We start from the raw sequence: 20,386 nt of genomic DNA on the forward strand, positions 1-20,386 counted from the left end.
ATGTCAACAAATAACCTTCACGCCCATGATGCGTCTGCCGCGAATAACGAGATCGATCTTGTGCGCCTGTTGGGTGAGCTGCTCGACCACCGAAAATTTATTCTCATCCTTACCGCGCTGTTCACGCTGGTGGCCCTGCTTTATGCGCTCTTTGCCACACCGGTTTATCAGGCCGATGCGCTGATACAGGTGGAACAGAAGCAGGGCAACGCGCTACTCAGTAACCTTAGCGAGTTCATCCCTGACTCCTCGCCGGAGTCGGCACCGGAGCTTCAGCTTCTCCAGTCGCGCATGATCCTCGGTAAAACGATTGATGACCTGAACCTGCGCACGCAGGTAAGTGAAAACTATTTTCCCCTTGTCGGACGCGGCTGGGCGCGGCTCACCGGCCAACAGCCTGGCATCGTCGATATCCGTATGCTCAATCTTCCCCCTGTTGCGGGCCGGGCGCAAAAGCTGACGCTGACCGTCGGCGAGAAGGGCCACTATCAGCTGGAAGGCGATAATGTGACGTTACAGGGCGTTGTGGGACAACCCCTGAGCGCGGCGAATATCGCCATTACCATTGCCGATATCCAGGCGAAGCCGGGTACGCAATTTACGATTACGCAGCAGAGTGAGCTGGAGGCCATTGACGCGCTACAGCTGCGTTTTTCCGTGAGCGAGCGCAGCAAGGACAGCGGGATGCTTGGCCTGACCATCACGGGAGAAGATCCCGATGAGATGGCCCGCGTGCTTAACTGCATCGCCGACAACTATTTACAACAGAACGTGGCTCGCCAGGCGGCGCAGGATGCGAAAAGCCTGCAATTTTTGAAGCAGCAGCTTCCGCAGGTACGCAGCGAGCTGGACCAGGCCGAGGAGAAGCTCAACCGCTATCGCCAGCAAAACGACTCCGTTGACCTGAACCTGGAGGCAAAAGCGGTGCTGGAGCAGATTGTGAATGCGGACAATCAGCTCAATGAACTGACCTTCCGGGAAGCGGAAATTTCGCAGCTCTACAAAAAAGATCACCCCACCTACCGGGCGCTGATTGAGAAACGCCAGACGCTGGAGCAGGAAAAAAACCGCCTGAATAAACGGGTATCGTCCATGCCGTCAACCCAGCAGGAGGTGTTGCGCCTGAGCCGTGATGTGGAGTCGGGACGCGTTATCTACCAGCAGCTGCTTAACCGCGAACAGGAGCTGAGCATCGCCCGGTCGAGCGCAATTGGTAACGTCCGCATTATCGATCCGGCCGTGACCCGGCCGCAGCCAGTCAAGCCGAAAAAAGCGCTGGTCGTCGTTCTGGGGGTTCTCCTGGGTCTGTTCGTCTCTGCGGGCTGGATCCTGGCGCGCAGTATGCTGCGTATGGGCATTGAAACGCCGGAGCAGCTGGAGGAGCACGGGATTAACGTCTATGCCACCGTACCGCTGTCAGAATGGCTGGCTAAAAAGATGCGTTTGCGTAAAAAAGACTTTATGTCCCCGGGGCTGCGCCATAAGACCAAACATATCCCCTTCCTGGCGGCGGATAATCCGGTCGATCTCTCCGTGGAGGCGATTCGCGGCCTGCGCACCAGCCTGCATTTCGCGATGATGGAGTCAGCGAACAATATACTGATGATCTCTGGCGCCACGCCTGACAGCGGTAAAACCTTTGTCAGCAGTACCCTGGCGGCCGTCGTGGCGCAGGCGGGCCAGAAAGTGCTCTATATTGATGCGGATATGCGTCGCGGGTATGCCCATGATCTGTTTAAGCTCGACAATACCTGCGGCTTGTCGGAGATGTTGTCCGGTAAGGCGGAGTATACCCAGGGCGTTCAGACCTTCGATAAAGGCGGGTTCGATACCATCGTGCGCGGGCAGATCCCTCCTAATCCGGCGGAGCTTCTGATGCATACGCGTTTCCAGCAGCTGCTGGACTGGGCGAATGAACGCTACGATCTGGTGATTATCGATACGCCACCGATCCTGGCGGTCACCGACGCGGCGGTTGTCGGCCGTCGCGCAGGCACCACGCTGCTGGTCGCCCGCTTCGGGATGAACAGCGTGAAGGAGATGCTGGTCTGTGTACAGCGTCTGGAGCAGAGTGGCGTCAATACCAAAGGGGTGATTCTCAACGGCGTCGTTAAGCGGGCAAGCAACGCTTACGGCTACGGCTATCATCACTACGGTTACAACTACTCGAGTAACTGATTATCCGGCGCCTGCCCGTTCTGACATTAATGCGCATTGTGTTTGTAATGAAAAACGGGCAGGCCCAGCTTCAGGCGCAATGCCAGCATACGCGCGGTGAAGCCAAACAGCAGGGTGGAGATAACCACCACATCGTGGCTGGTGACATAGTGCTGCAAGGCGACATAAAGAACTGCCGCGGCAAAGGAGATGCCGGCATACAGTTCCTTCTGGAAAACCAGCGGGATACGTTTGCAGAACATATCCCGCAGCACCCCGCCAAACACGCCCGTGATCACGGCAGCAATGGTGGCGATAACCGGGCCTTCACCCATATCGAGAGCGATTTGTGCGCCAATGATGGAAAAAACAATCAGCCCAAGCGCATCCAGCACCAGGAACACGCGGCGCAGATGAGGCATCACCGGGGCCACAATCGTGGTTAGCACGGCTGCCGTTGCCACGATAATGACGTACTCAGGGTTTTTTACCCAGCCGAGCGGATAATGGCCAAGCAGGATATCGCGTACGGACCCGCCGCCGAGCGCGGTGGCTGTGGCAATGATAATCACGCCGAAGGTGTCCATACGGCGACGTCCGGCAGCGAGCGCGCCGGTCATGGCTTCTGCGGTAATGCCAATAAGATAAAGAATGTGAAGCAGCATAAACCCTCCGGAATGAAGAGAAGGAGATTAGCGATTTGTGCGGAAGATCACGATTGAGATTTTCTAAGGTGAGGGAGTTTGCCCTACAGAAAATTATCAACGCATGCCAGGCAGGCTTGATATAAGGCGGGATAGAAAGGAAGTAGGGCTAAGAAAGGATTAGAAAAAGTAATGGGTGGTATGCGAGGCAATACCACCCTGAAAGGAATTACTCGATATTCTGGATCTGCTCGCGCATCTGCTCAATCAGGACCTTCAGTTCAATCGCTGAATTGGTTACCTCTGCATTGATAGACTTAGACGCCAGCGTGTTCGACTCGCGATTGAACTCCTGCATCATAAAGTCGAGACGGCGGCCTACCGCTTCTTTCTTCTTCAGAATGTTGTAGGTCTCTTTAACGTGCGCTTCCAGACGATCCAGCTCTTCAGCCACGTCCACACGCTGCGCCATCAGCACCAGCTCTTGTTCCAGACGGTTGTTTTCCAGCTGGACTTCCGCCTCTTCCAGTTTGGCGACAAGACGCTCACGCTGCCATTGCAGCACTTCTGGCATATGAGCGCGCACTTTAGCGACTTCGGCGCTCACGCCCTCAAGGCGTTGCTCAATCATCGCTTTCAGCGCCTGGCCTTCGGTTTCGCGGGCAACGATAAAGTCGTCCAGCGTGCCGTCGAGTGCAGCCAGGATCTCAGCGGTAATCGCGTCCAGATCCTGCTCTCCGGCGGCCATCACGCCAGGCCAGCGCAGAATATCAACCGGGTTGATCTCGCCTTCATCGCTTTGCATTTTGACCCAGTTCGCCGCATTAACCAGCTGTTTTGCCAACTTTTCGTTCAGGATCAGTTCGCCCTGTGCACTGGCATCGGGCTCAAAACGCAGGTTACATTCCACTTTCCCGCGGGTCAGACGCGTACGGATACGCTCACGCACCACAGGCTCCAGGCTGCGGAACTGTTCCGGCATACGGAAATACGTTTCCAGATAGCGCTGGTTTACCGAGCGCATTTCCCAGGTAGCGCTACCCCAGCTACCCTTGATTTCACGCCGGGCGTAGGCGGTCATACTGCGAATCATAGACATTCCCGTTTTTAAAGGAGAGATGGGGGGATTATAGCTTTCAGGGGCTTCTCAGGATAGGAATAAGCGTCCTTTATCCGTATAATGCGCAGCCACATTCGTTTCAAGCCGGAGAATCCATCATGCGTCCAGCAGGTCGTAGCGCCAACCAGGTGCGTCCCGTCACCCTGACCCGTAACTATACAAAACACGCTGAAGGCTCCGTGCTGGTTGAGTTTGGTGACACCAAGGTGCTTTGCACCGCGTCCATTGAAGAGGGGGTGCCTCGCTTCCTGAAAGGTCAGGGCCAGGGGTGGATCACCGCCGAATACGGTATGTTGCCGCGCGCAACCCATACCCGTAATGCCCGTGAAGCGGCAAAAGGTAAGCAGGGCGGCCGTACTATGGAGATTCAGCGCCTGATCGCGCGTGCGCTCCGCGCCGCGGTTGACCTGAAAACGTTGGGTGAGTTCACCATCACGCTGGACTGCGACGTGATCCAGGCCGATGGTGGCACGCGTACGGCCTCTATTACCGGTGCCTGTGTGGCGCTGGCAGACGCCCTGAACAAGCTGGTTGCCGCCGGTAAGCTGAAAACCAACCCAATGAAAGGGATGGTTGCTGCTGTCTCCGTTGGTATCGTTAACGGCGAAGCGCTTTGCGATCTGGAATACGTTGAAGATTCTGCCGCAGAAACCGACATGAACGTGGTGATGACCGAAGATGGTCGCATCATTGAAGTGCAGGGTACGGCAGAAGGCGAGCCATTCACCCACGAAGAACTGCTCACCTTGCTGGCGTTGGCCCGAGGGGGAATCGAATCTATTGTAGCGACGCAGAAAGCGGCGTTAGAAAATTGATTTTAAGGCGACCAATGAGTCGCCTTTTTTTTGCCTGTAAGACTGAAAAGACAAAGGAGCAAATCCATGAAATCGTATCAGCGCCAGTTTATTGAGTTTGCGCTTAACAAGCAGGTACTTAAGTTTGGCGAGTTCACGCTGAAATCCGGGCGTAAAAGCCCGTATTTCTTCAACGCCGGGCTGTTTAATACCGGGCGCGACCTGGCACTGTTAGGCCGCTTCTATGCCGAAGCGCTGGTGGATTCCGGGATTGATTTCGACCTGCTGTTTGGCCCCGCGTACAAAGGCATTCCAATCGCAACCACCACGGCAGTGGCGCTGGCGGAGCACCATGACCGCGACGTACCGTACTGCTTTAACCGTAAAGAAGCCAAAACCCACGGTGAAGGCGGCAATCTGGTAGGCAGTGCGTTGCAGGGCCGCGTGATGCTGGTGGATGACGTGATCACCGCAGGTACCGCGATCCGTGAATCGATGGAGATAATCCAGGCTAACGGTGCAACGCTTGCGGGCGTGCTGATTTCGCTCGATCGTCAGGAGCGTGGGCGCGGCGACATCTCTGCTATTCAGGAAGTGGAGCGCGACTACAACTGCAAAGTGACGTCGATTATCACTCTGAAAGATCTGATTGCGTATCTGGAAGAGAAGCCTGAGATGGCTGATCATCTGGCGGCGGTGCGTCAATACCGCGAAGAGTTTGGCGTTTAATTCAATTGCCCGGTGGCGCTGCGCTTACCGGGCCTACCCGTTCGTAGGCCGGATAAGGCGAAGCCGCCATCCGGCGATGGCGTTACTGTAACTGAGCAGCCACTAACGGCCAGCGGGCGTCAAAATCGTCCGTTGGTCGATATTTAAACTCGCTGCGCACAAACCGGGAGAGCATCCCTTCGCAAAATGCCAGGATCTGGCTTGCCAGCAGGGTCTCATCCGTATTATATCCCTCGCCTTCCCGCATTTTCTTCTCGCGCAGAACCTGACGCAGCTGGGCTTCGATACGCTCAAAAAGCTGGTTTATACGGCCTTGCAGACGATCCTGTTCAAACATCAGCGCGTGGCCGGTCAGAATACGGGTCAGACCCGGGTTACGTTCACCAAAGCCCAGAATCAGCAGCACAATCAGACGCAGACGCGTGCTGGTGTCTTTTTCATCCTTCAGAATCAGGTTGATGCGCGTGATCAGGCTGTCTTCGATAAACTCGATCAGGCTGTCAAACATCCGGGTTTTGCTCGGGAAATGACGATACAGCGCCGCCTCTGACACGCCCACAGAGGCCGCCAGTTTTGCGGTGGTGATGCGTTGACTGCCGTCGCTGGATTCAAGCATCAGAGCCAGAGATTGAAGTATTTCTTCGCGACGATTCCTTTTCGCGGTTTGTTTTTCTGCCATGTTACAAAATACCCCTGAAAATAAGCACTTGTCAGGCTGGCAACCACACAGCGACCCGCAAACTGACGTTTGCGGTTTGTTATTGCATTATGGCGCTGTGAGATGCGTGTTTGTCGGGCGGTTATTTGCGCCCGGAATGGCCGAAGCCGCCTTCGCCACGGTCGGTAGCGTCGAAGTCTGCCACCAGGTTAAATTCTGCCTGCACCACCGGTACAAACACCATCTGCGCGATACGCTCGCCCGGCTCAATGGTGAAGCTGTCCTGGCCACGGTTCCATACGGATACCATCAGCTGACCCTGATAGTCAGAGTCGATCAGGCCGACCAGGTTACCCAGCACGACGCCATGCTTATGGCCCAGGCCAGAGCGCGGCAGGATCACCGCTGCCAGTGACGGGTCAGCAATGTGAATCGCCAGCCCGGTCGGGATCAGGGTCGTTGCACCCGGCGCCAGTTCTACGGCGTCATCGAGACAGGCGCGCAGGTCAAGACCGGCAGAGCCGGAGGTGGCATACGTTGGCAGCGGAAATTGCTCGCCAACGCGCGGGTCCAGAATCTTAACGTCGATTTTTTTCATCATAACGGGTAACGATCTCGTCCAGTAAGTGTTGGCCCAGGAGTTCTTTGCGCTCAAGCGGTAAGACTTTATCTCCATCCTGCCAGAAAAGGTGCAATGCGTTGCTGTCGCTGTTAAATCCTTGCGTGGACAGCGATACGTCGTTCGCGCAAATTAAATCGAGGTTTTTGCGGGTACGTTTTTGCCGGGCATATTCTTCCACATTATTCGTTTCTGCGGCAAACCCAACAACGTAAGGACGATGAGTTTTCAATGCGGCGACACCGGCAACGATATCCGGGTTCTTCACCATTTTTATTGTTAATTCATCGCCTTGCTTTTTAATTTTGGCGTCAGCAATAGTTTCGGCGCGGTAATCAGCGACGGCCGCACAGCCGATAAAAATATGCTGCTGTTGAGCATGTGCCTGTACGGCGGCGTTCATTTCCAGCGCGGTCGTCACATCAATACGCTGCACAAACGCAGGGGTGGTAAGCGACACCGGGCCGCTCACCAGCGTGACGTTCGCGCCGCGTTTGGCTGCCGCGGCAGCAATCGCAAAGCCCATTTTGCCGGAGCTGTGGTTGGTGATGTAACGCACCGGATCCAGCGGCTCGCGCGTGGGGCCCGCGGTAATCATGATGTTGAGATGTTGCAGATCGTTGACAGGCGAGAAATGGGCGGCGGCCATATCAACAATCGTTAATGGGTCGAGCATACGCCCTGGCCCCACGTCGCCGCAGGCCTGGCTGCCGCTGTCCGGTCCCCAAATCAGCAGGCCGCGCGAGGCCAGCGTGTCCAGATTGTGCTGGGTAGCGGCGTTGCGGTACATCTGCTGGTTCATTGCGGGCACAACCGCGACGGGCGCAGGCGTGGCGAGGCAAATGGTCGTTACCAGATCGTTCGCCATACCGGCTGCCAGGCGGGCAATTAAATCTGCCGTGGCGGGGGCAAGGATAACCAGATCGGCCCATTTCCCCAGCTCAATGTGGCCCATTGCGGCTTCGGCCGCCGGGTCGAGAAGGCTGTCGGATACCGGGTATCCCGAGACGGCTTGCAGGCTCAGCGGAGTGATAAAGGCTTTGCCGCCTTCGGTGATCGCGACCCGTACGTCGGCCCCGCGCTCGCGCAAACGGCGCACCAGGTCTGGCGTTTTATAGGCAGCAATACCGCCGCTGACGCCAAGAACGATTTTTTTACCGGCCAGGCTCATCATGATTCTTTCCTGTTGGGTTTCACCAGAGAGCGGGCATTTTATCACAATCCCTAAAACGGGGTGATGATGTCCTTAATTCACTTTGCGAGGCGTTACGCAAGAACGAAATGCCAGCATCGAACCCCGAATTTGCCTGTGGCAGCATAATGGCAAACAGAAGGAGGCCAGGCATGGAAGAGACTGAACTGCTGCTACCGCGTGAAAAAATGCTGCGTCATGGCGTCACGTTGTTAAAGGACGACGAGCTGCTGGCGCTCTTTTTACGCACAGGCACGCCGGGGAAAACGGTATTTACGCTGGCGAAAGAACTGATAGACCATTTCGGTTCACTGTATGGATTGCTGACCGCTGAGCTGGAGGCGTTTACGCACGTTGAGGGCATTGGCGTGGCGAAATATGCCCAGTTGCGGGGCATTGCCGAGCTGGCCCGGCGATTTTACAACGTGCGTATGGAGGAAGAAGACCCGATCCTCACCCCCGACATGACCCGCGAATTTCTGCAAAGCCAGCTCTCCGATCTGGAGCGGGAGATCTTTATGGTGATCTTTCTCGACAACAAAAACCGGGTACTGAAACATACCCGCCTTTTTTCGGGAACATTGAGCCATGTTGAGGTGCATCCGCGTGAAATTGTGCGGGAAGCGATAAAAGTGAATGCAGCCGGCGTGATCCTCGCGCATAATCACCCCTCTGGCTGTGCAGAACCAAGCAGAGCTGACAAAGCAATTACCGAACGTATTATCAAATGCTGTCAATTCATGGACATTCGTGTGCTGGACCATCTGATAATTGGCCGCGGAGAGTACATTTCTTTTGCCGAACGTGGCTGGATTTAGGCCTTTTCTCGCGATCCATCGGGATCTTTGTCTGTTCGGGACTTGAGCACACCGCCGAGTCAGCGTATACTACGCCACCTTTGAGAATCTCGGGTTTGGCATTTGGGCCTGGCAATCGAGAGTTCAATAGAACTATGCGATGACCGGGCTGTAAAGCCTGACGAGGCGCCGATACCCCATACGAAGCTCGAGCTAATTTGATTTTTGGAGAATAGACATGTCCCGAGTCTGCCAAGTTACTGGCAAGCGTCCGGTGACCGGTAACAACCGTTCCCACGCACTGAACGCGACTAAACGCCGTTTCCTGCCGAACCTGCACTCTCACCGTTTCTGGGTTGAGAGCGAGAAGCGTTTTGTCACCCTGCGCGTATCTGCTAAAGGTATGCGTGTAATCGATAAGAAAGGCATCGATACAGTTCTGTCCGAACTGCGTGCCCGTGGCGAAAAGTACTAAGTACTTAAAGAGGAAATAAATCATGGCTAAAGGTATTCGCGAGAAAATCAAGCTGGTTTCTTCTGCTGGTACAGGTCACTTCTACACCACCACGAAGAACAAACGTACTAAGCCGGAAAAACTGGAACTGAAAAAATTCGATCCAGTTGTACGCCAGCACGTACTGTACAAAGAAGCTAAAATCAAATAATTTTAGTCTCCTTGTATTGAAAAACCCCGCAACTGCGGGGTTTTTTGCATTCTGCATCTCAACGGAGGAACCATGCCTGAATTACCTGAGGTAGAGACCAGCCGCCGCGGCATTGAGCCCCATCTGGTTGGCGCGACTATTCTTCATGCTGTCGTTCGCAACGGGCGTCTGCGCTGGCCGGTGTCCGATGAGATCCACGCGTTAAGTGACAAACCCGTCCTGAGCGTGCAGCGCCGCGCGAAATACCTGCTGCTGGAGCTGCCTGACGGCTGGATCATTATCCATCTGGGCATGTCGGGAAGCCTGCGTATTCTTACCGAAGAGTTGCCTGCGGAAAAGCACGACCACGTTGATCTGGTGATGAGTAACGGCAAAGTGCTGCGTTACACCGACCCGCGTCGCTTTGGCGCATGGCTGTGGACCAAAGAGCTGGAAGGACACAACGTGCTGGCGCATCTCGGACCTGAGCCGCTCTCAGAGGCGTTTAACGCGGATTATCTCAAAGAGAAGTGCGCGAAAAAGAAAACCCCGATTAAACCCTGGCTGATGGATAACAAGCTGGTGGTGGGCGTGGGGAATATCTACGCCAGCGAATCGTTGTTTGCCGCCGGGATCCATCCCGATCGGCTGGCCTCCTCGCTGTCGGCGCAGGAGTGCGAGCTGCTGGTCAGAGTTATTAAAGCGGTACTGCTGCGCTCAATTGAGCAGGGCGGGACGACGCTGAAGGATTTCCTGCAAAGCGACGGGAAGCCGGGTTATTTTGCGCAGGAGTTGCAGGTTTATGGCCGTAAGGGTGAGCCGTGCAGAGCCTGCGGGACGCCGATTATTGCCACGAAGCACGCTCAGCGCGCCACGTTTTACTGCCGTCAGTGCCAGAAGTAGGGTTACTTTAGCTTTTCCATCAACGCCTGGTGGACGTTAACCGGCAGGAAGTGGGTAACGTCCCCGTGATGGCGCGCCACCTCTTTCACCAGCGAAGAAGAGATGAAGGACCACTCTTTGGAGGGCATCAGGAATACGCTCTCCAGCTCCGGCATCAGATGGCGGTTCATGTGTGCCAGCTGCATCTCATATTCGAAGTCTGCTACCGCGCGAAGACCGCGGATCAGGATATTGGCCTGCCGGTCACGGGCAAAGTTTGCCATCAAGTCGCTGAATCCGACGACCTCAACATTCGACAGATGCGAAATCGCATCGGTGGCAAGCTGCACGCGTTCGTTCAGGTCGAACATCGGCTTTTTGCTCGGGCTGGCGGCAATGGCCAGAATCACCTTGTCGAACATACACGCCGCACGGGTGATGATATCAAGATGACCGTTAGTGATCGGATCGAAGGTACCCGGATAAATCGCTTTTGTGCTCATGGCTCACGTTTTCTCTGAGTAGCCGCGGTTCAGCGCCCACAGCTCGGTGTATTTGTTAAAAGTATACTGGGCATTCACTACGGCCAGTAACCAGCCCTGTTTGCCGTCCAGCACGCCGCCACGCAGCAGCAGCGTTTTCAGAAACGCGCCCAGCGTGTGGGTGAAGATGCCGGTCAGCGTGGCCTTCTTGCCGCGCGCATGCCGCTCCTGTGCCCAGGCGGTGGCATAGTTCAGCTGTTTACGCTGGAAGCTGGCGAAATCGCGGCAGGTCAGATGAAGCAGATCGCCCGTCAGGGGGATGACCTGAGCGTTATCGCAGGCCAGAGACTCATGGACCAGGTTATCGTTGTACTGATAACGCTCGCGGGCATAGAGGCGCATCACGCGGTCGGGGTACCAGCCGCTGTGGCGCATAAAGCGGCCCAGGAAATAGTTACGACGCGCGATACTGTAGACCGCGCCAGGCTGTGGCGCGGCAAGCACCGTTTGAATGGCCTGTCGGAGTTCCGGGGTGACGCGCTCATCGGTATCGATCATCAACACGTAATCGCCCGTGGCGTAACCCTGCGCACGCTGACGCTGAATACCGTAGCCCTGCCAGTCGGTGTCGGTAAAGACTTTTGCCCCGGCTGCACGGGCAACGTCCGCCGTATTGTCCGTACTTCCGGAGTCGAGAATGACGATTTCGTCAGCCCAGGCAACAGAGGCCAGGCAATCCGGAAGCAGGTCGGCGGCGTTTTTGGCGATCATCACGACCGACAGACGCGTTGACATTAGTGGCTCCGCTGCGGCAGATAAGGTTGCAGAAGTTGCAGCAGACGGGTCAGTGCGCCCTGGTTCTGATGCAGGACTTCAACGGCGTGACGACCGTACCACAGGCGGTAATCTTCGTCAGTCAGAAGGGTTGAGACCTCTTTGACCACCGAGTCCGCATCGGTCACGGTGATTAAGCCATCGGCTTGCTGCAATTTCGCGCAGATATCTTTGAAGTTAAACGTGTGTGGACCCATCAGCACGGGAATGGCGTGGGCTGCCGGCTCCAGCGGGTTATGACCACCTCGCTCCACCAGGCTACCTCCAACAAAGGCGAGGTCTGCAATGCCGTACAGCAGCATCAGTTCGCCCATCGTATCGCCAATCACCACCTGCGTGCTGCCAGAGGGGATTTCGCCGCTGCTGCGCAGGGTAAAGCTGAAACCGCCTTTTTGCACCATCTCGCGGGCATCTTTAAAACGCTCAGGATGGCGAGGAACCAGAATCAGCAGTAAATCAGGGAATTTTTCCAGCAGCTGGCGGTGAGCCTGAAGAATAATGGCTTCTTCGCCATCATGGGTGCTGGTGGCAATCCAGACCTGGCGACGCGGCGCCCACTGACGACGCAGCGTTACCGCACGGGCGGCGAGTTCAGGGGTGACGGAAATATCGAACTTCAGGCTACCCGTGACCGCAAGCTGGTTGCGCTTCAGGCCGAGGGCGATAAAGCGCGCGGCATCTTCTTCGTTCTGCGCGGCGATCAGCGTGATTTTGCTGAGCAGGCGACGCATAAATTTACCCAGCTTGCCGTACCCTTTAGCCGAGCGTTCCGACAGACGCGCGTTGGCGATAACCAAAGGAATTTTACGGGCATGCAGGGCGGAAATCATATTCGGCCACAGTTCGGTTTCCATGACGATCACCAGTTTAGGGCGCACGGTATTCAGGAAACGGTTCATGGCGCAGGGGAGATCGTACGGCAGGTAGACGTGATGCACGTCTTTACCGAAGGCAGACATCACGCGCTCTGAGCCGGTTGGCGTCATCGTGGTGACGGTGATGGGCAGTGACGGATAACGGTGGCGCAGGGCACGCACCAGTGGAATGGCGGCCAGCGTTTCCCCGACTGACACGGAATGCAGCAGAATACCGTCCGGCGCCACTTTATTGCGGCAGTAGCCATAGCGTTCGGCCCAGCGTTTACGGTACGCAGGCGCTTTACGGCTACGAAGCAACAGTCGCAGCCAAACCAGTGGCTGAATGATGTAGAGCAGGGCGGTATACAACAATTCCAAGCGATTATCCGTTTTTTTAGTTTCGGCCGGGAAATTCTAAGCATTTAAGCGTGCTAAAGCTATCTCTTATGCCAGATACCGTTTTAAACGGAAGTAGCGTCGGCCCAGGCGCCAGCGCAAACGCGGGCTTTTGGCACTTTTCCAGATGAGCTTCCAGATCCCGGTGTCGAAGAACTCTTTGATTATCATTGCTTTCTTCGCCTCATCCTTCATGTTGTCGAAGGTATGAATAATTCCCAGACCCTCTTTGGCGATTTGCCAGTGGCAGGCCGGGATATTTTTCACTTTATCCGGGTAGCGCTGGTTAATGGCATCAAGCATCTTCAGTATCTTCATGTAATGGCGCGCAGAGCGAATCAGCGTGTCGTCATTATCCGGGGTGTGCGATACCGAGGCGGAGTGAATGTAGTAGTCGTAAAAGCGTTCGCTGGTGTACTGAACGCGTTCCGCGGCAAGCAGCACCTCAGTCGTCCACGGAATATCCTGATGGCGCAGGCCAGGCTCGAAACGGAAGCCGTGCTGACGAATAAAATCGTGACGATAGATATTCAGCCAGGTCACATGCAGGAACTTACGTGAATCCAGCGCCTTTTTTAACCATGCCGCACCATTCATGACGCCCGTTGAGGCGAGCTTATCTTCAGGGAAGATAGGGCGAGACGGTTTTTTGTTATTTTCCCAGACGTAGTTGCCATTGCAGGTGGCGACATCCAGGTTCTGCTTGACGGCCATATCCAGCAGACGCTGGTACATGCCGGGTTTGAAGACATCATCAATATCCGGGAAAGAGAGATACTGCCCGGTCGCAACCGCCAGGCCGGTATTACGCGCGATGGACACGCCCTGATTAGGTTGTTCAATAACCTGCATCTGTGGCAGCTTTTCGCGCCATTTTTCGACAATTTGCATCGAGCGGTCAGTGGAGCCGTCATTCACGATGATGACTTCCATACTGTCGATGTGTTGATTTACAAGGCAGGTAAAGAACTGATCGAGAAAAGCTTCACCGTTATAAACGGCAACCACCACGCTTAATAAAGGCGCTGAATTTTGCATATGAAACCTGATTATTTTTGGTTGTCGACCAAAGCAATGTATTGCTGGCAAATGGCGTTAATACCGAACGATGCGATCGTTTCGCGATCAACAACTGGCGGAGAGGCATACAATTCTGCCAGTGTTTTCGCCAGTGATTCGTCGGTTAACGCTGTCAGACCTCGCGCCAGGGGGCCAGTAAGGATCTCAGCAGGACCGCCAGGGCAGTTTGTACTCACCGGTGGGGTCTGACAGATAATGGACTCTACCAGTACATTACCAAAACCTTCGCAGTCGGAACTTAACACTAAAAGGCGTGCCCCTTTGATCCACGGGTAGGGGTTGGTTTCGAACGGGCGGAAGACGATCTTGTTTTCAATTCCCAGCTTAGCGGCAAGCTGTTTGAGCTGGTTTATTTTCGCGTCAGAACCTTTGCCCATCAACACCAGCGATGCGTCGATCTTGCTCAGCGCAAACGCCCGCAGCAGCCGGTCGTGACGTTTGTGTTCATGAAAACGGCCAACGTGGATAATGTAATCCTGCCCCTGCATCTCAAAGGGCGCTTCCGCCAGACGCTGAATTTCAGGGATATCAAAGGGGTTATGGATAACCGCTTTGCGCCGCAGGGGGATCGCGAGTACTTCAGAGAGGTCGTGCAGCACGGCGCCGGAAACCGCCACCACGTTGCGGTTTTCATAGGTATGCCGAATTTTATAATGCTTAAACCAGCGAGAAAGCCCGCTGCGATGGCGCAAATAGGAGAAGGAGAACATCCCGTGAACGCAGAACCAGACCTTATCCCGATCCAGCACGCGGCTGTGCGCCACGATACGGTCGGTTTTATGCAGATGCGAGAACACGACGTCAAATTTACCGCTGCGTTCTGCCTTCTCGATGGCGCGATCCAGCAAACGGGCGCGACGCGGGATCTCGGTCAGCTTCCGCCAGGGTTTTTTACAGGTATCCTGCACAATCTGAAAATCGATGCCTTCCGGAATGGCGTAGTCGCACACCTTCCGTAAGGAGAAAAGGGTGACCTGATGCCCCAGTTCTGTCAGTCCGCTGGAGAGGGTGAGAACCGTTTTTTCGGCTCCTCCACCGGGTAAACCATCAATAATCATTAGGATGCGCATTATTAATCCAGTAATTTTTGATAAAGCGAAATAAGCTGACTTGATAGTTTTTCAGGGGTTGCTTCTCTGACGCGTTCACGCGCCGCAAGCCCCATATTATTATTTTTTTCCAGTGAAGGGATGGACATGACGGCCTCCTTCAATGTGTGGATATCAAGTGCATCACAGTAAAACCCGTTCTGGCCTTGCTCAATAAATTCTGAACCACCGCAACTCTCTGACGTAATGACGGGCAATCCACATGCCATTGCTTCAAGTATGACGTTAGGGAAAGGATCATACAGCGTCGGCAGCAGTAAACCATCAGAAAGCTGATAAAATGGCAGCGTCTCTTTTTGCATCCCCAGAAAACGGATTTGCCTTTCACAGCCTAATGAACGGGCGAGGTCGCGATAACGGCTTTCCGCTTTATCCTGACCGACCACAACCAGCCACGCCGATGTTCCTGCTATAGCCCGAATAGCGCTTGCCAGCCCCTTGCGTTCAAACCCTGAACCCACGAAGCAGAAAATGACGGCATCAGCGGGTAAGCCAAATTGCTGACGCAGTACAGCGCGTTGTCTCTCTTCTGCCGGAACGAAGCGGCTGGAATCTATTGAATTATAAATCACATGTATCTTTTTTGCGTCAATATCAAAGTCTTCGACGATTTCGCGTTTGATCATCTCCGCATTACAGATAACGGCTTTCAACTCGGGAGCCTGGTACATTTCACGTTCTGCGTTCATCACGTAGCGGTGATAACGATCGTTCATAAGCAGCTTCGCACGCCAGGCGGGAAGAATACGCGTACGCTGTAGCAGCCAGCGTCGATGTACACCATCCCCGGCGCGGTAAATATCGCAGCCCGGAATACGTTCGTGGCTCTGGACAATATCAAACTGCTGTTGCTGCCACAGCGCGCGTGCGGCGTGTGCAAAGCCGCGCTCACGGCTGATGCGGCCCCACTTTCGTGGATCGCAAATATGAATATGCCAGTCGTCCTGCTTTTCGCCCTGCCACTCGCGGGTGATGACGTTGAGCTCAAGATTTTGATTGCTCAGCGCGGTAAGTGCCCTGGAGACAAAACGTTCTGCTCCTCCATCCGGACGATATTTTTGGCGCACAATGGCCAGACGATGAAGCTTCATTGCAGGTATCTCCTTGCGGCGGAGACGACAGCATCAACGGGGATGGCGTCGAGATAACGTTCCGTCGTTTTTGTATCAATGGCGTCAGGGTTGGGAAGCGGGCCGTAGTTACCTGCCCAGATGACCTCGCCGTTAACCTGCCATGGCGACCAGAACGTCAATTTTGACGGGCCAAACAGCGCCACGCAGGGCGTCTGAAGGGCGGCGGCCATGTGCATGGGTACGGAGTCAACGCCAATGAACAGGATCGCGTGATCGATTAGCGAGGCCAGCTGGCGCAGGGTTAACTGCCCTGCCAGCGATACAACACCCGTCTGCGGGGAGGCGGCAAGAATGCGGTCAATCATCGCCAGCTCTTTCTTATCCGGTCCCGCCGTAAGGACGATAGTGTGGCCGTCCTGCTGCAACGTGGCGATAGTTTGCGCCATTTTGCCTTCGTCCCAGCACTTAAAGAACCAGCGTGACGTGGGTTGAATAACGATGTAGCGGTCTCCCACGCCCTTTTGTGTCAGCTTTTGGTGAGCATGGCGCCAGTCATCCGCGCTGTAAGCCATGGTGACGGTAGGGTTGGCCATTACCGGCAGCGCTGACAGTATGGAGAGATTTTGTTCAACGGTGTGCAGCGACTGATGGCTGGCGACCGAGACCAGTTCACTGTGACAAAAACGCCAGAAGGCATTCTTGCGCTTGTTAAAAGCGAACCCGAGCCGAACCGGTGCGCCGGTGAAGCGGGTAACAATCGCGCTGCGCCACTGATCGGCAAGATTGATCACCAGATGATAATGCTGAGCGCGTAAAGCACGAAGCAACTGCCACTCTTTTTGCAGGTGCTTCAGCGTCCCCAGCTGCTTCCATTTACGATCGATACCATAGATCGTCCCGATTGCCGGATGCGCGGCGAGCATGTCTCGCGTCTCTTCATAGAGAAGCACGTCGATTTGGGCTTCAGGCCATTTCTGGCGTAATGAATTGATGACGGGGGTGGTGAGTAACATGTCGCCATGATGGCGAAGTTTGATCAGTAAAATGCGCAAATCAGGCGTGTCAGGTAAGTTATTCATCATCATCTTATCGGCGTTGTACTATTGGCAATTCTAATAGACCTGGTAACGACTTGCACTCTTTCTCCATAATGTCAGGAATTTCCCTGGAAGGGTTTACTCCTGCTTTCGGGCGTGCGTAACATAGCGCTAACTATTTTGTCTTGCGGACTTATTATGAAAAAACCAGCGTTTATCATCACGATCGATACCGAAGGGGATAATCTCTGGCAGAACCACCGGGTGATCAAAACGGAAAACGCGCGCTACCTGGCGCGGTTTCAGGCGCTTTGTGAACGCTTCGGCTTTAAGCCCGTCTGGCTGACCAACTACGAGATGGCCGTCGAACCGGTATTCATTGAGTTCGCGAAAGAGGTCATAGCCCGCGGCCAGGGTGAGGTGGGAATGCATCTCCATGCCTGGAATAGCCCTCCGGAGCACGATCTGACCGGTGATGACTGGCGCTGGCAGCCTTATCTGATTGAGTTTTCAGACGAGGTCATGCGTGAGAAAGTGCTGTTCATGACCCGCTTACTGGAAGAGACTTTCCAGACAAAAATGCTCAGCCATCGCGCCGGGCGCTGGGCATTCGACAGCCGTTACGCCCGGTTGCTGATTGAGCTGGGGTATCAGGTAGATTGTTCCGTTACGCCGCGCGTGAACTGGCGCAACGCGAAAGGTGCCCCGCAGGGTAATGGCGGAACGAATTACCAGCATTTTCCCGATCGCGCCTATTTTTTGGACGTAGACGACATTTCCCGGCCGGGAAACAGCCCTCTCCTCGAAGTGCCGATGAGTATCCAGTATAAACACCCGGCATGGCTGAATTCCCTGAAGCAGGGTTACGATCGTCTGCGCGGTAAATACCGTTCTCCGTCAGTTAACTGGTTACGCCCGTCCGGCGGTAACGCGCAGGAGATGATTAAGGTTGCGCAGCAGTGCCTGGCTCAGGGGAATGACTACGTAGAGTTCATGCTGCATTCGTCGGAATTTATGCCTGGCGGCAGCCCTACTTTTAAAGACCAGGCCGCGATTGAGGGACTGTATCAGGATCTGGAGCAGCTCTTTACCTGGTTATCAGATAAGACCGTGGGGATGACGCTTGCGGAGTTTTACCAGTACAAAAAATAGTTATGCCCGCCAGGCGGGCATATTTATTATTGCTGCTTTGTTTGTGAGAAAGGTGTACTTAACGCAAACAAAATCATAAAGAAGATTAAGGCTTCTGAACTGAGCAGTATGACATCCGTCAGTCCATACAAAAGCAAAAGAAGCATTGACGTTAGCAGCAGCGCGTTTCTGTTTCGTAGGGCATACGCAATCATCGAAACGAAGAAAAAGAGCATTACCGCTACGCCGGGGATCCCCTGCAAAGAGTATTTCTCAATAAATTCATTATGCAGATGAACTTTGATGTATTCGAGTGCACTGCCAAGGTGCGGATGTCCGTCTTTAATATACTGCCGCGTCCACGCTTCACGCTGTTCCAGCGATTGCCCTAACGGATGCGCAAGACCATTCTCGATCCCGACAGTCCACATCGAAAAACGTGCGCCCAATGACGTGCGGTCAAAACCTTGTTGATAACGTTCAACCTCACGTTGGGTTTGTTTAATTTTCGGCGAAATCAATGGCTTGTAGCTAACGATTACAACGCCTGCAACAATGCATAGAAAGATGAGGGCGGATTTAAGATGAATCTTTCTGAAATGATAAAGCGTGAGCACAATTGCCAGAAGCAGATATAAACCCATCGCAGCACGGGTCCCCGTCAACAGTATGACGAAGTAAGAGATTAATATAGTGAAGCCCGCAACAACATACAGCTTCACGTTCTGTTGAAGGTAAAGACTGTATACGAAAGCCAGTGACAGGACAGAATAAACATAGGCTGAAACGGTGGCACGGTTAATTGCCATCTCAACGCGAGTCATACCTTGTGAGGCCTGCCACAAGCCATACCCTGTGGCGAGCACAAACCCTAAGGCCGTTGCGAAGAAGAAAAATTTCCTGAAGGTGTCCTTATCGATATAAAACTTAAAGCGGTCAATATAGAAAATCAGGACACTCGCTAAAATTAATTTTTTGCTGGCACCGAGATAGTCGCTGTAAAGGTTGAGTCCCTCGTTATGATACTCATAGAGTAAATACCAGCCGAGGTTAAGTAATCCAATCAGCAGAATGGGCAGCGCTATAGTAAAAGGTCGCAGAGTGATTTTTTTATATTCGAAAGCCAGGCCAATAATACTGACGTAAATAGCAATATAGAAAAACTCTCTTTGCTTCCCTGAACTGACTAAAGCCAGTATCAAAGAGATGAGGCTCAAAGCGATCGTCAGTTGATAGAGCCGTGGTTTTATTTTTTCCATAATGCCTCAATAACCCTTTTTTTATAGCTAAAACGAACATCGGTGGAGAGGAAAAAAGACAATGTATACATGGCCTTTACGCGTTGTTTCACGAGCTGCAATTGTTGGTCTGTCAGACAGGACCGATGGTTGCTGTAAATATCAAACCAGTGGCAATTGACGAGATGTTTGTAGCGTGACGGAAATGTTCTTTCCATCTGTAACGTGCATTCGACAAGCGTTGAAATTTTGCTGGCGTCCAGAGTGCTCGACAAACTGTCGCGACGCTTGATGTAATAATAATGCCCCTGGCGTTGATAGACTATTTTGTTCGATAGCATCAGCATTCCAGGGAAGACAGCGAAATCCTCATAACATAACATCGGAGGAATAGGGTTACTCTCGTACAGGCTACGATGAATAAACTGGCCAATGAGATGCGCCTGAAAGTCTTTATGGCGCAAGAAACGAGCGACTGCTTCATGTTGTGGCAATGGCACAGGATTAAATCCCTGCCAGTCTGAAGTCATTTTCCGGGGATCGCGAATCTCAAGCAAACGTGTCAGTAACATATCCGGACGTTGCGCTTTCAGGAAGGCTATTGCGTCCCCGAGGCTGCCCGGCTTTAAGCAATCGTCACTGTCGAGCATCGTAATATACTCTCCCGATGCCAGCGCGACAGCGCTGTTTCGTACCCGGCCTACGTTACGAAAGTTCACGGTGCGCGTGATGATCTGAGGAAATTTCGGCGACCACTCTTCAATTATTGCCTGCGTGGCATCCTCAGAACTGTCATTGAAAATAATGACTTCAGTGTCCTGACCGATTGCTGCCAGCAGGCTTGAAAGCGTGGCGTGCAGCGTAGCTTCAGCGTTATGCGCAGCAATAATGACGCTTAAAAAAGCCATAAAAA

The 20,386-nt window shown here is 53.9% G+C and carries 22 protein-coding genes; 8 read left to right on the top strand and 14 right to left on the bottom strand.

Annotated elements, in window-relative coordinates; all coding sequences use genetic code 11:
- Complete coding sequence (gene etk / locus ACOTX4_RS16095) at positions 1 to 2,178, top strand: tyrosine-protein kinase (RefSeq protein WP_045332964.1); 2,178 nt, start codon at positions 1 to 3, stop codon at positions 2,176 to 2,178.
- A 26-nt stretch (positions 2,179 to 2,204) separates the two neighbouring features.
- Here etk and ACOTX4_RS16100 read toward each other — a convergent pair whose 3' ends face one another.
- Both ACOTX4_RS16100 and ACOTX4_RS16105 read right to left on the bottom strand, forming a co-directional pair.
- The gene (locus tag ACOTX4_RS16100) at positions 2,205 to 2,822 is read right to left on the bottom strand and encodes a trimeric intracellular cation channel family protein (protein WP_015570045.1); all 618 of its coding nucleotides are present in this window, start codon (positions 2,820 to 2,822) and stop codon (positions 2,205 to 2,207) included.
- 208 nt (positions 2,823 to 3,030) lie between these two features.
- Positions 3,031 to 3,894, bottom strand: a complete 864-nt coding sequence (locus ACOTX4_RS16105) for a YicC/YloC family endoribonuclease (RefSeq protein ID WP_003860907.1) — start codon at positions 3,892 to 3,894, stop codon at positions 3,031 to 3,033.
- A gap of 125 nt (positions 3,895 to 4,019) precedes the next feature.
- On the opposite strand from ACOTX4_RS16105, the gene rph reads away from it, so the two are divergent.
- Both rph and pyrE read left to right on the top strand, forming a co-directional pair.
- Positions 4,020 to 4,736, top strand: a complete 717-nt coding sequence (gene rph / locus ACOTX4_RS16110) for a ribonuclease PH (RefSeq protein WP_015570044.1) — start codon at positions 4,020 to 4,022, stop codon at positions 4,734 to 4,736.
- A gap of 66 nt (positions 4,737 to 4,802) precedes the next feature.
- Positions 4,803 to 5,444 carry an orotate phosphoribosyltransferase gene (pyrE, locus tag ACOTX4_RS16115; RefSeq protein WP_003860903.1) on the top strand — a complete coding sequence of 214 codons (642 nt, stop codon included), beginning with the start codon at positions 4,803 to 4,805 and terminating at the stop codon, positions 5,442 to 5,444.
- Between the two features lie 82 nt (positions 5,445 to 5,526).
- Here pyrE and slmA read toward each other — a convergent pair whose 3' ends face one another.
- The 3 genes from slmA to coaBC form a co-directional block, all read right to left on the bottom strand.
- On the bottom strand, positions 5,527 to 6,123 hold the full coding sequence (slmA, locus tag ACOTX4_RS16120) for a nucleoid occlusion factor SlmA (RefSeq protein WP_003860901.1): 597 nt from the start codon (positions 6,121 to 6,123) through the stop codon (positions 5,527 to 5,529).
- A gap of 121 nt (positions 6,124 to 6,244) precedes the next feature.
- The gene (dut, locus tag ACOTX4_RS16125) at positions 6,245 to 6,703 is read right to left on the bottom strand and encodes a dUTP diphosphatase (RefSeq protein WP_015570042.1); all 459 of its coding nucleotides are present in this window, start codon (positions 6,701 to 6,703) and stop codon (positions 6,245 to 6,247) included.
- Positions 6,681 to 7,892, bottom strand: a complete 1,212-nt coding sequence (coaBC, locus tag ACOTX4_RS16130) for a bifunctional phosphopantothenoylcysteine decarboxylase/phosphopantothenate--cysteine ligase CoaBC (protein WP_168714451.1) — start codon at positions 7,890 to 7,892, stop codon at positions 6,681 to 6,683. The genes dut and coaBC overlap by 23 nt, the downstream gene beginning before the upstream one ends.
- Before the next feature lie 173 nt (positions 7,893 to 8,065).
- Here coaBC and radC point away from each other — a divergent pair, with 173 nt between their 5' ends.
- The 4 genes from radC to mutM all read left to right on the top strand — a co-directional run bounded on the left by radC (position 8,066) and on the right by mutM (position 10,257).
- The gene (radC, locus tag ACOTX4_RS16135; RefSeq protein WP_006812419.1) at positions 8,066 to 8,731 is read left to right on the top strand and encodes a RadC family protein; all 666 of its coding nucleotides are present in this window, start codon (positions 8,066 to 8,068) and stop codon (positions 8,729 to 8,731) included.
- 217 nt (positions 8,732 to 8,948) lie between these two features.
- Positions 8,949 to 9,185, top strand: a complete 237-nt coding sequence (gene rpmB / locus ACOTX4_RS16140; protein WP_002436699.1) for a 50S ribosomal protein L28 — start codon at positions 8,949 to 8,951, stop codon at positions 9,183 to 9,185.
- 22 nt (positions 9,186 to 9,207) lie between these two features.
- Positions 9,208 to 9,375: a 50S ribosomal protein L33 gene (rpmG, locus tag ACOTX4_RS16145; RefSeq protein ID WP_003024094.1), complete on the top strand. Its 168-nt coding sequence runs from the start codon at positions 9,208 to 9,210 to the stop codon at positions 9,373 to 9,375.
- 72 nt (positions 9,376 to 9,447) lie between these two features.
- The gene (gene mutM, locus ACOTX4_RS16150; RefSeq protein WP_003860879.1) at positions 9,448 to 10,257 is read left to right on the top strand and encodes a bifunctional DNA-formamidopyrimidine glycosylase/DNA-(apurinic or apyrimidinic site) lyase; all 810 of its coding nucleotides are present in this window, start codon (positions 9,448 to 9,450) and stop codon (positions 10,255 to 10,257) included.
- A 2-nt stretch (positions 10,258 to 10,259) separates the two neighbouring features.
- On the opposite strand, the gene coaD is transcribed toward mutM, so the two are convergent.
- The 7 genes from coaD to rfaQ all read right to left on the bottom strand — a co-directional run bounded on the left by coaD (position 10,260) and on the right by rfaQ (position 17,152).
- Entirely contained in the window at positions 10,260 to 10,739 is a 480-nt protein-coding gene (gene coaD, locus ACOTX4_RS16155) for a pantetheine-phosphate adenylyltransferase (protein ID WP_015570040.1), read from the bottom strand.
- 3 nt (positions 10,740 to 10,742) lie between these two features.
- The gene (locus ACOTX4_RS16160) at positions 10,743 to 11,513 is read right to left on the bottom strand and encodes a glycosyltransferase family 2 protein (RefSeq protein WP_003860875.1); all 771 of its coding nucleotides are present in this window, start codon (positions 11,511 to 11,513) and stop codon (positions 10,743 to 10,745) included.
- Positions 11,513 to 12,787 (bottom strand): lipid IV(A) 3-deoxy-D-manno-octulosonic acid transferase, encoded by a 1,275-nt coding sequence (waaA, locus tag ACOTX4_RS16165; RefSeq protein WP_003860874.1) that lies wholly within the window; start codon positions 12,785 to 12,787, stop codon positions 11,513 to 11,515. The genes ACOTX4_RS16160 and waaA overlap by 1 nt, the downstream gene beginning before the upstream one ends.
- Before the next feature lie 66 nt (positions 12,788 to 12,853).
- Entirely contained in the window at positions 12,854 to 13,843 is a 990-nt protein-coding gene (locus tag ACOTX4_RS16170) for a glycosyltransferase (RefSeq protein WP_045332963.1), read from the bottom strand.
- A gap of 11 nt (positions 13,844 to 13,854) precedes the next feature.
- On the bottom strand, positions 13,855 to 14,955 hold the full coding sequence (locus ACOTX4_RS16175; protein ID WP_022650148.1) for a glycosyltransferase: 1,101 nt from the start codon (positions 14,953 to 14,955) through the stop codon (positions 13,855 to 13,857).
- A 2-nt stretch (positions 14,956 to 14,957) separates the two neighbouring features.
- Positions 14,958 to 16,085: a glycosyltransferase family 4 protein gene (locus ACOTX4_RS16180; protein WP_045332962.1), complete on the bottom strand. Its 1,128-nt coding sequence runs from the start codon at positions 16,083 to 16,085 to the stop codon at positions 14,958 to 14,960.
- Complete coding sequence (rfaQ, locus tag ACOTX4_RS16185) at positions 16,082 to 17,152, bottom strand: putative lipopolysaccharide heptosyltransferase III (RefSeq protein WP_072163321.1); 1,071 nt, start codon at positions 17,150 to 17,152, stop codon at positions 16,082 to 16,084. Before rfaQ ends, ACOTX4_RS16180 begins: the two co-directional genes overlap by 4 nt.
- 150 nt (positions 17,153 to 17,302) lie before the next feature.
- Between rfaQ and ACOTX4_RS16190 the strand changes: the two genes are divergently transcribed.
- Complete coding sequence (locus ACOTX4_RS16190) at positions 17,303 to 18,256, top strand: polysaccharide deacetylase family protein (protein WP_022650150.1); 954 nt, start codon at positions 17,303 to 17,305, stop codon at positions 18,254 to 18,256.
- A gap of 26 nt (positions 18,257 to 18,282) precedes the next feature.
- Here ACOTX4_RS16190 and ACOTX4_RS16195 read toward each other — a convergent pair whose 3' ends face one another.
- Both ACOTX4_RS16195 and ACOTX4_RS16200 read right to left on the bottom strand, forming a co-directional pair.
- The gene (locus ACOTX4_RS16195; protein WP_023315170.1) at positions 18,283 to 19,494 is read right to left on the bottom strand and encodes an O-antigen ligase family protein; all 1,212 of its coding nucleotides are present in this window, start codon (positions 19,492 to 19,494) and stop codon (positions 18,283 to 18,285) included.
- Entirely contained in the window at positions 19,482 to 20,381 is a 900-nt protein-coding gene (locus ACOTX4_RS16200) for a glycosyltransferase family 2 protein (RefSeq protein ID WP_045332961.1), read from the bottom strand. Before ACOTX4_RS16200 ends, ACOTX4_RS16195 begins: the two co-directional genes overlap by 13 nt.
- Positions 20,382 to 20,386 lie beyond the last annotated feature (5 nt).

Origin of the sequence: Enterobacter cloacae complex sp. IR5459, from assembly GCF_049238005.1 — a bacterium.
GTDB lineage: Bacteria > Pseudomonadota > Gammaproteobacteria > Enterobacterales > Enterobacteriaceae > Enterobacter > Enterobacter hormaechei_C.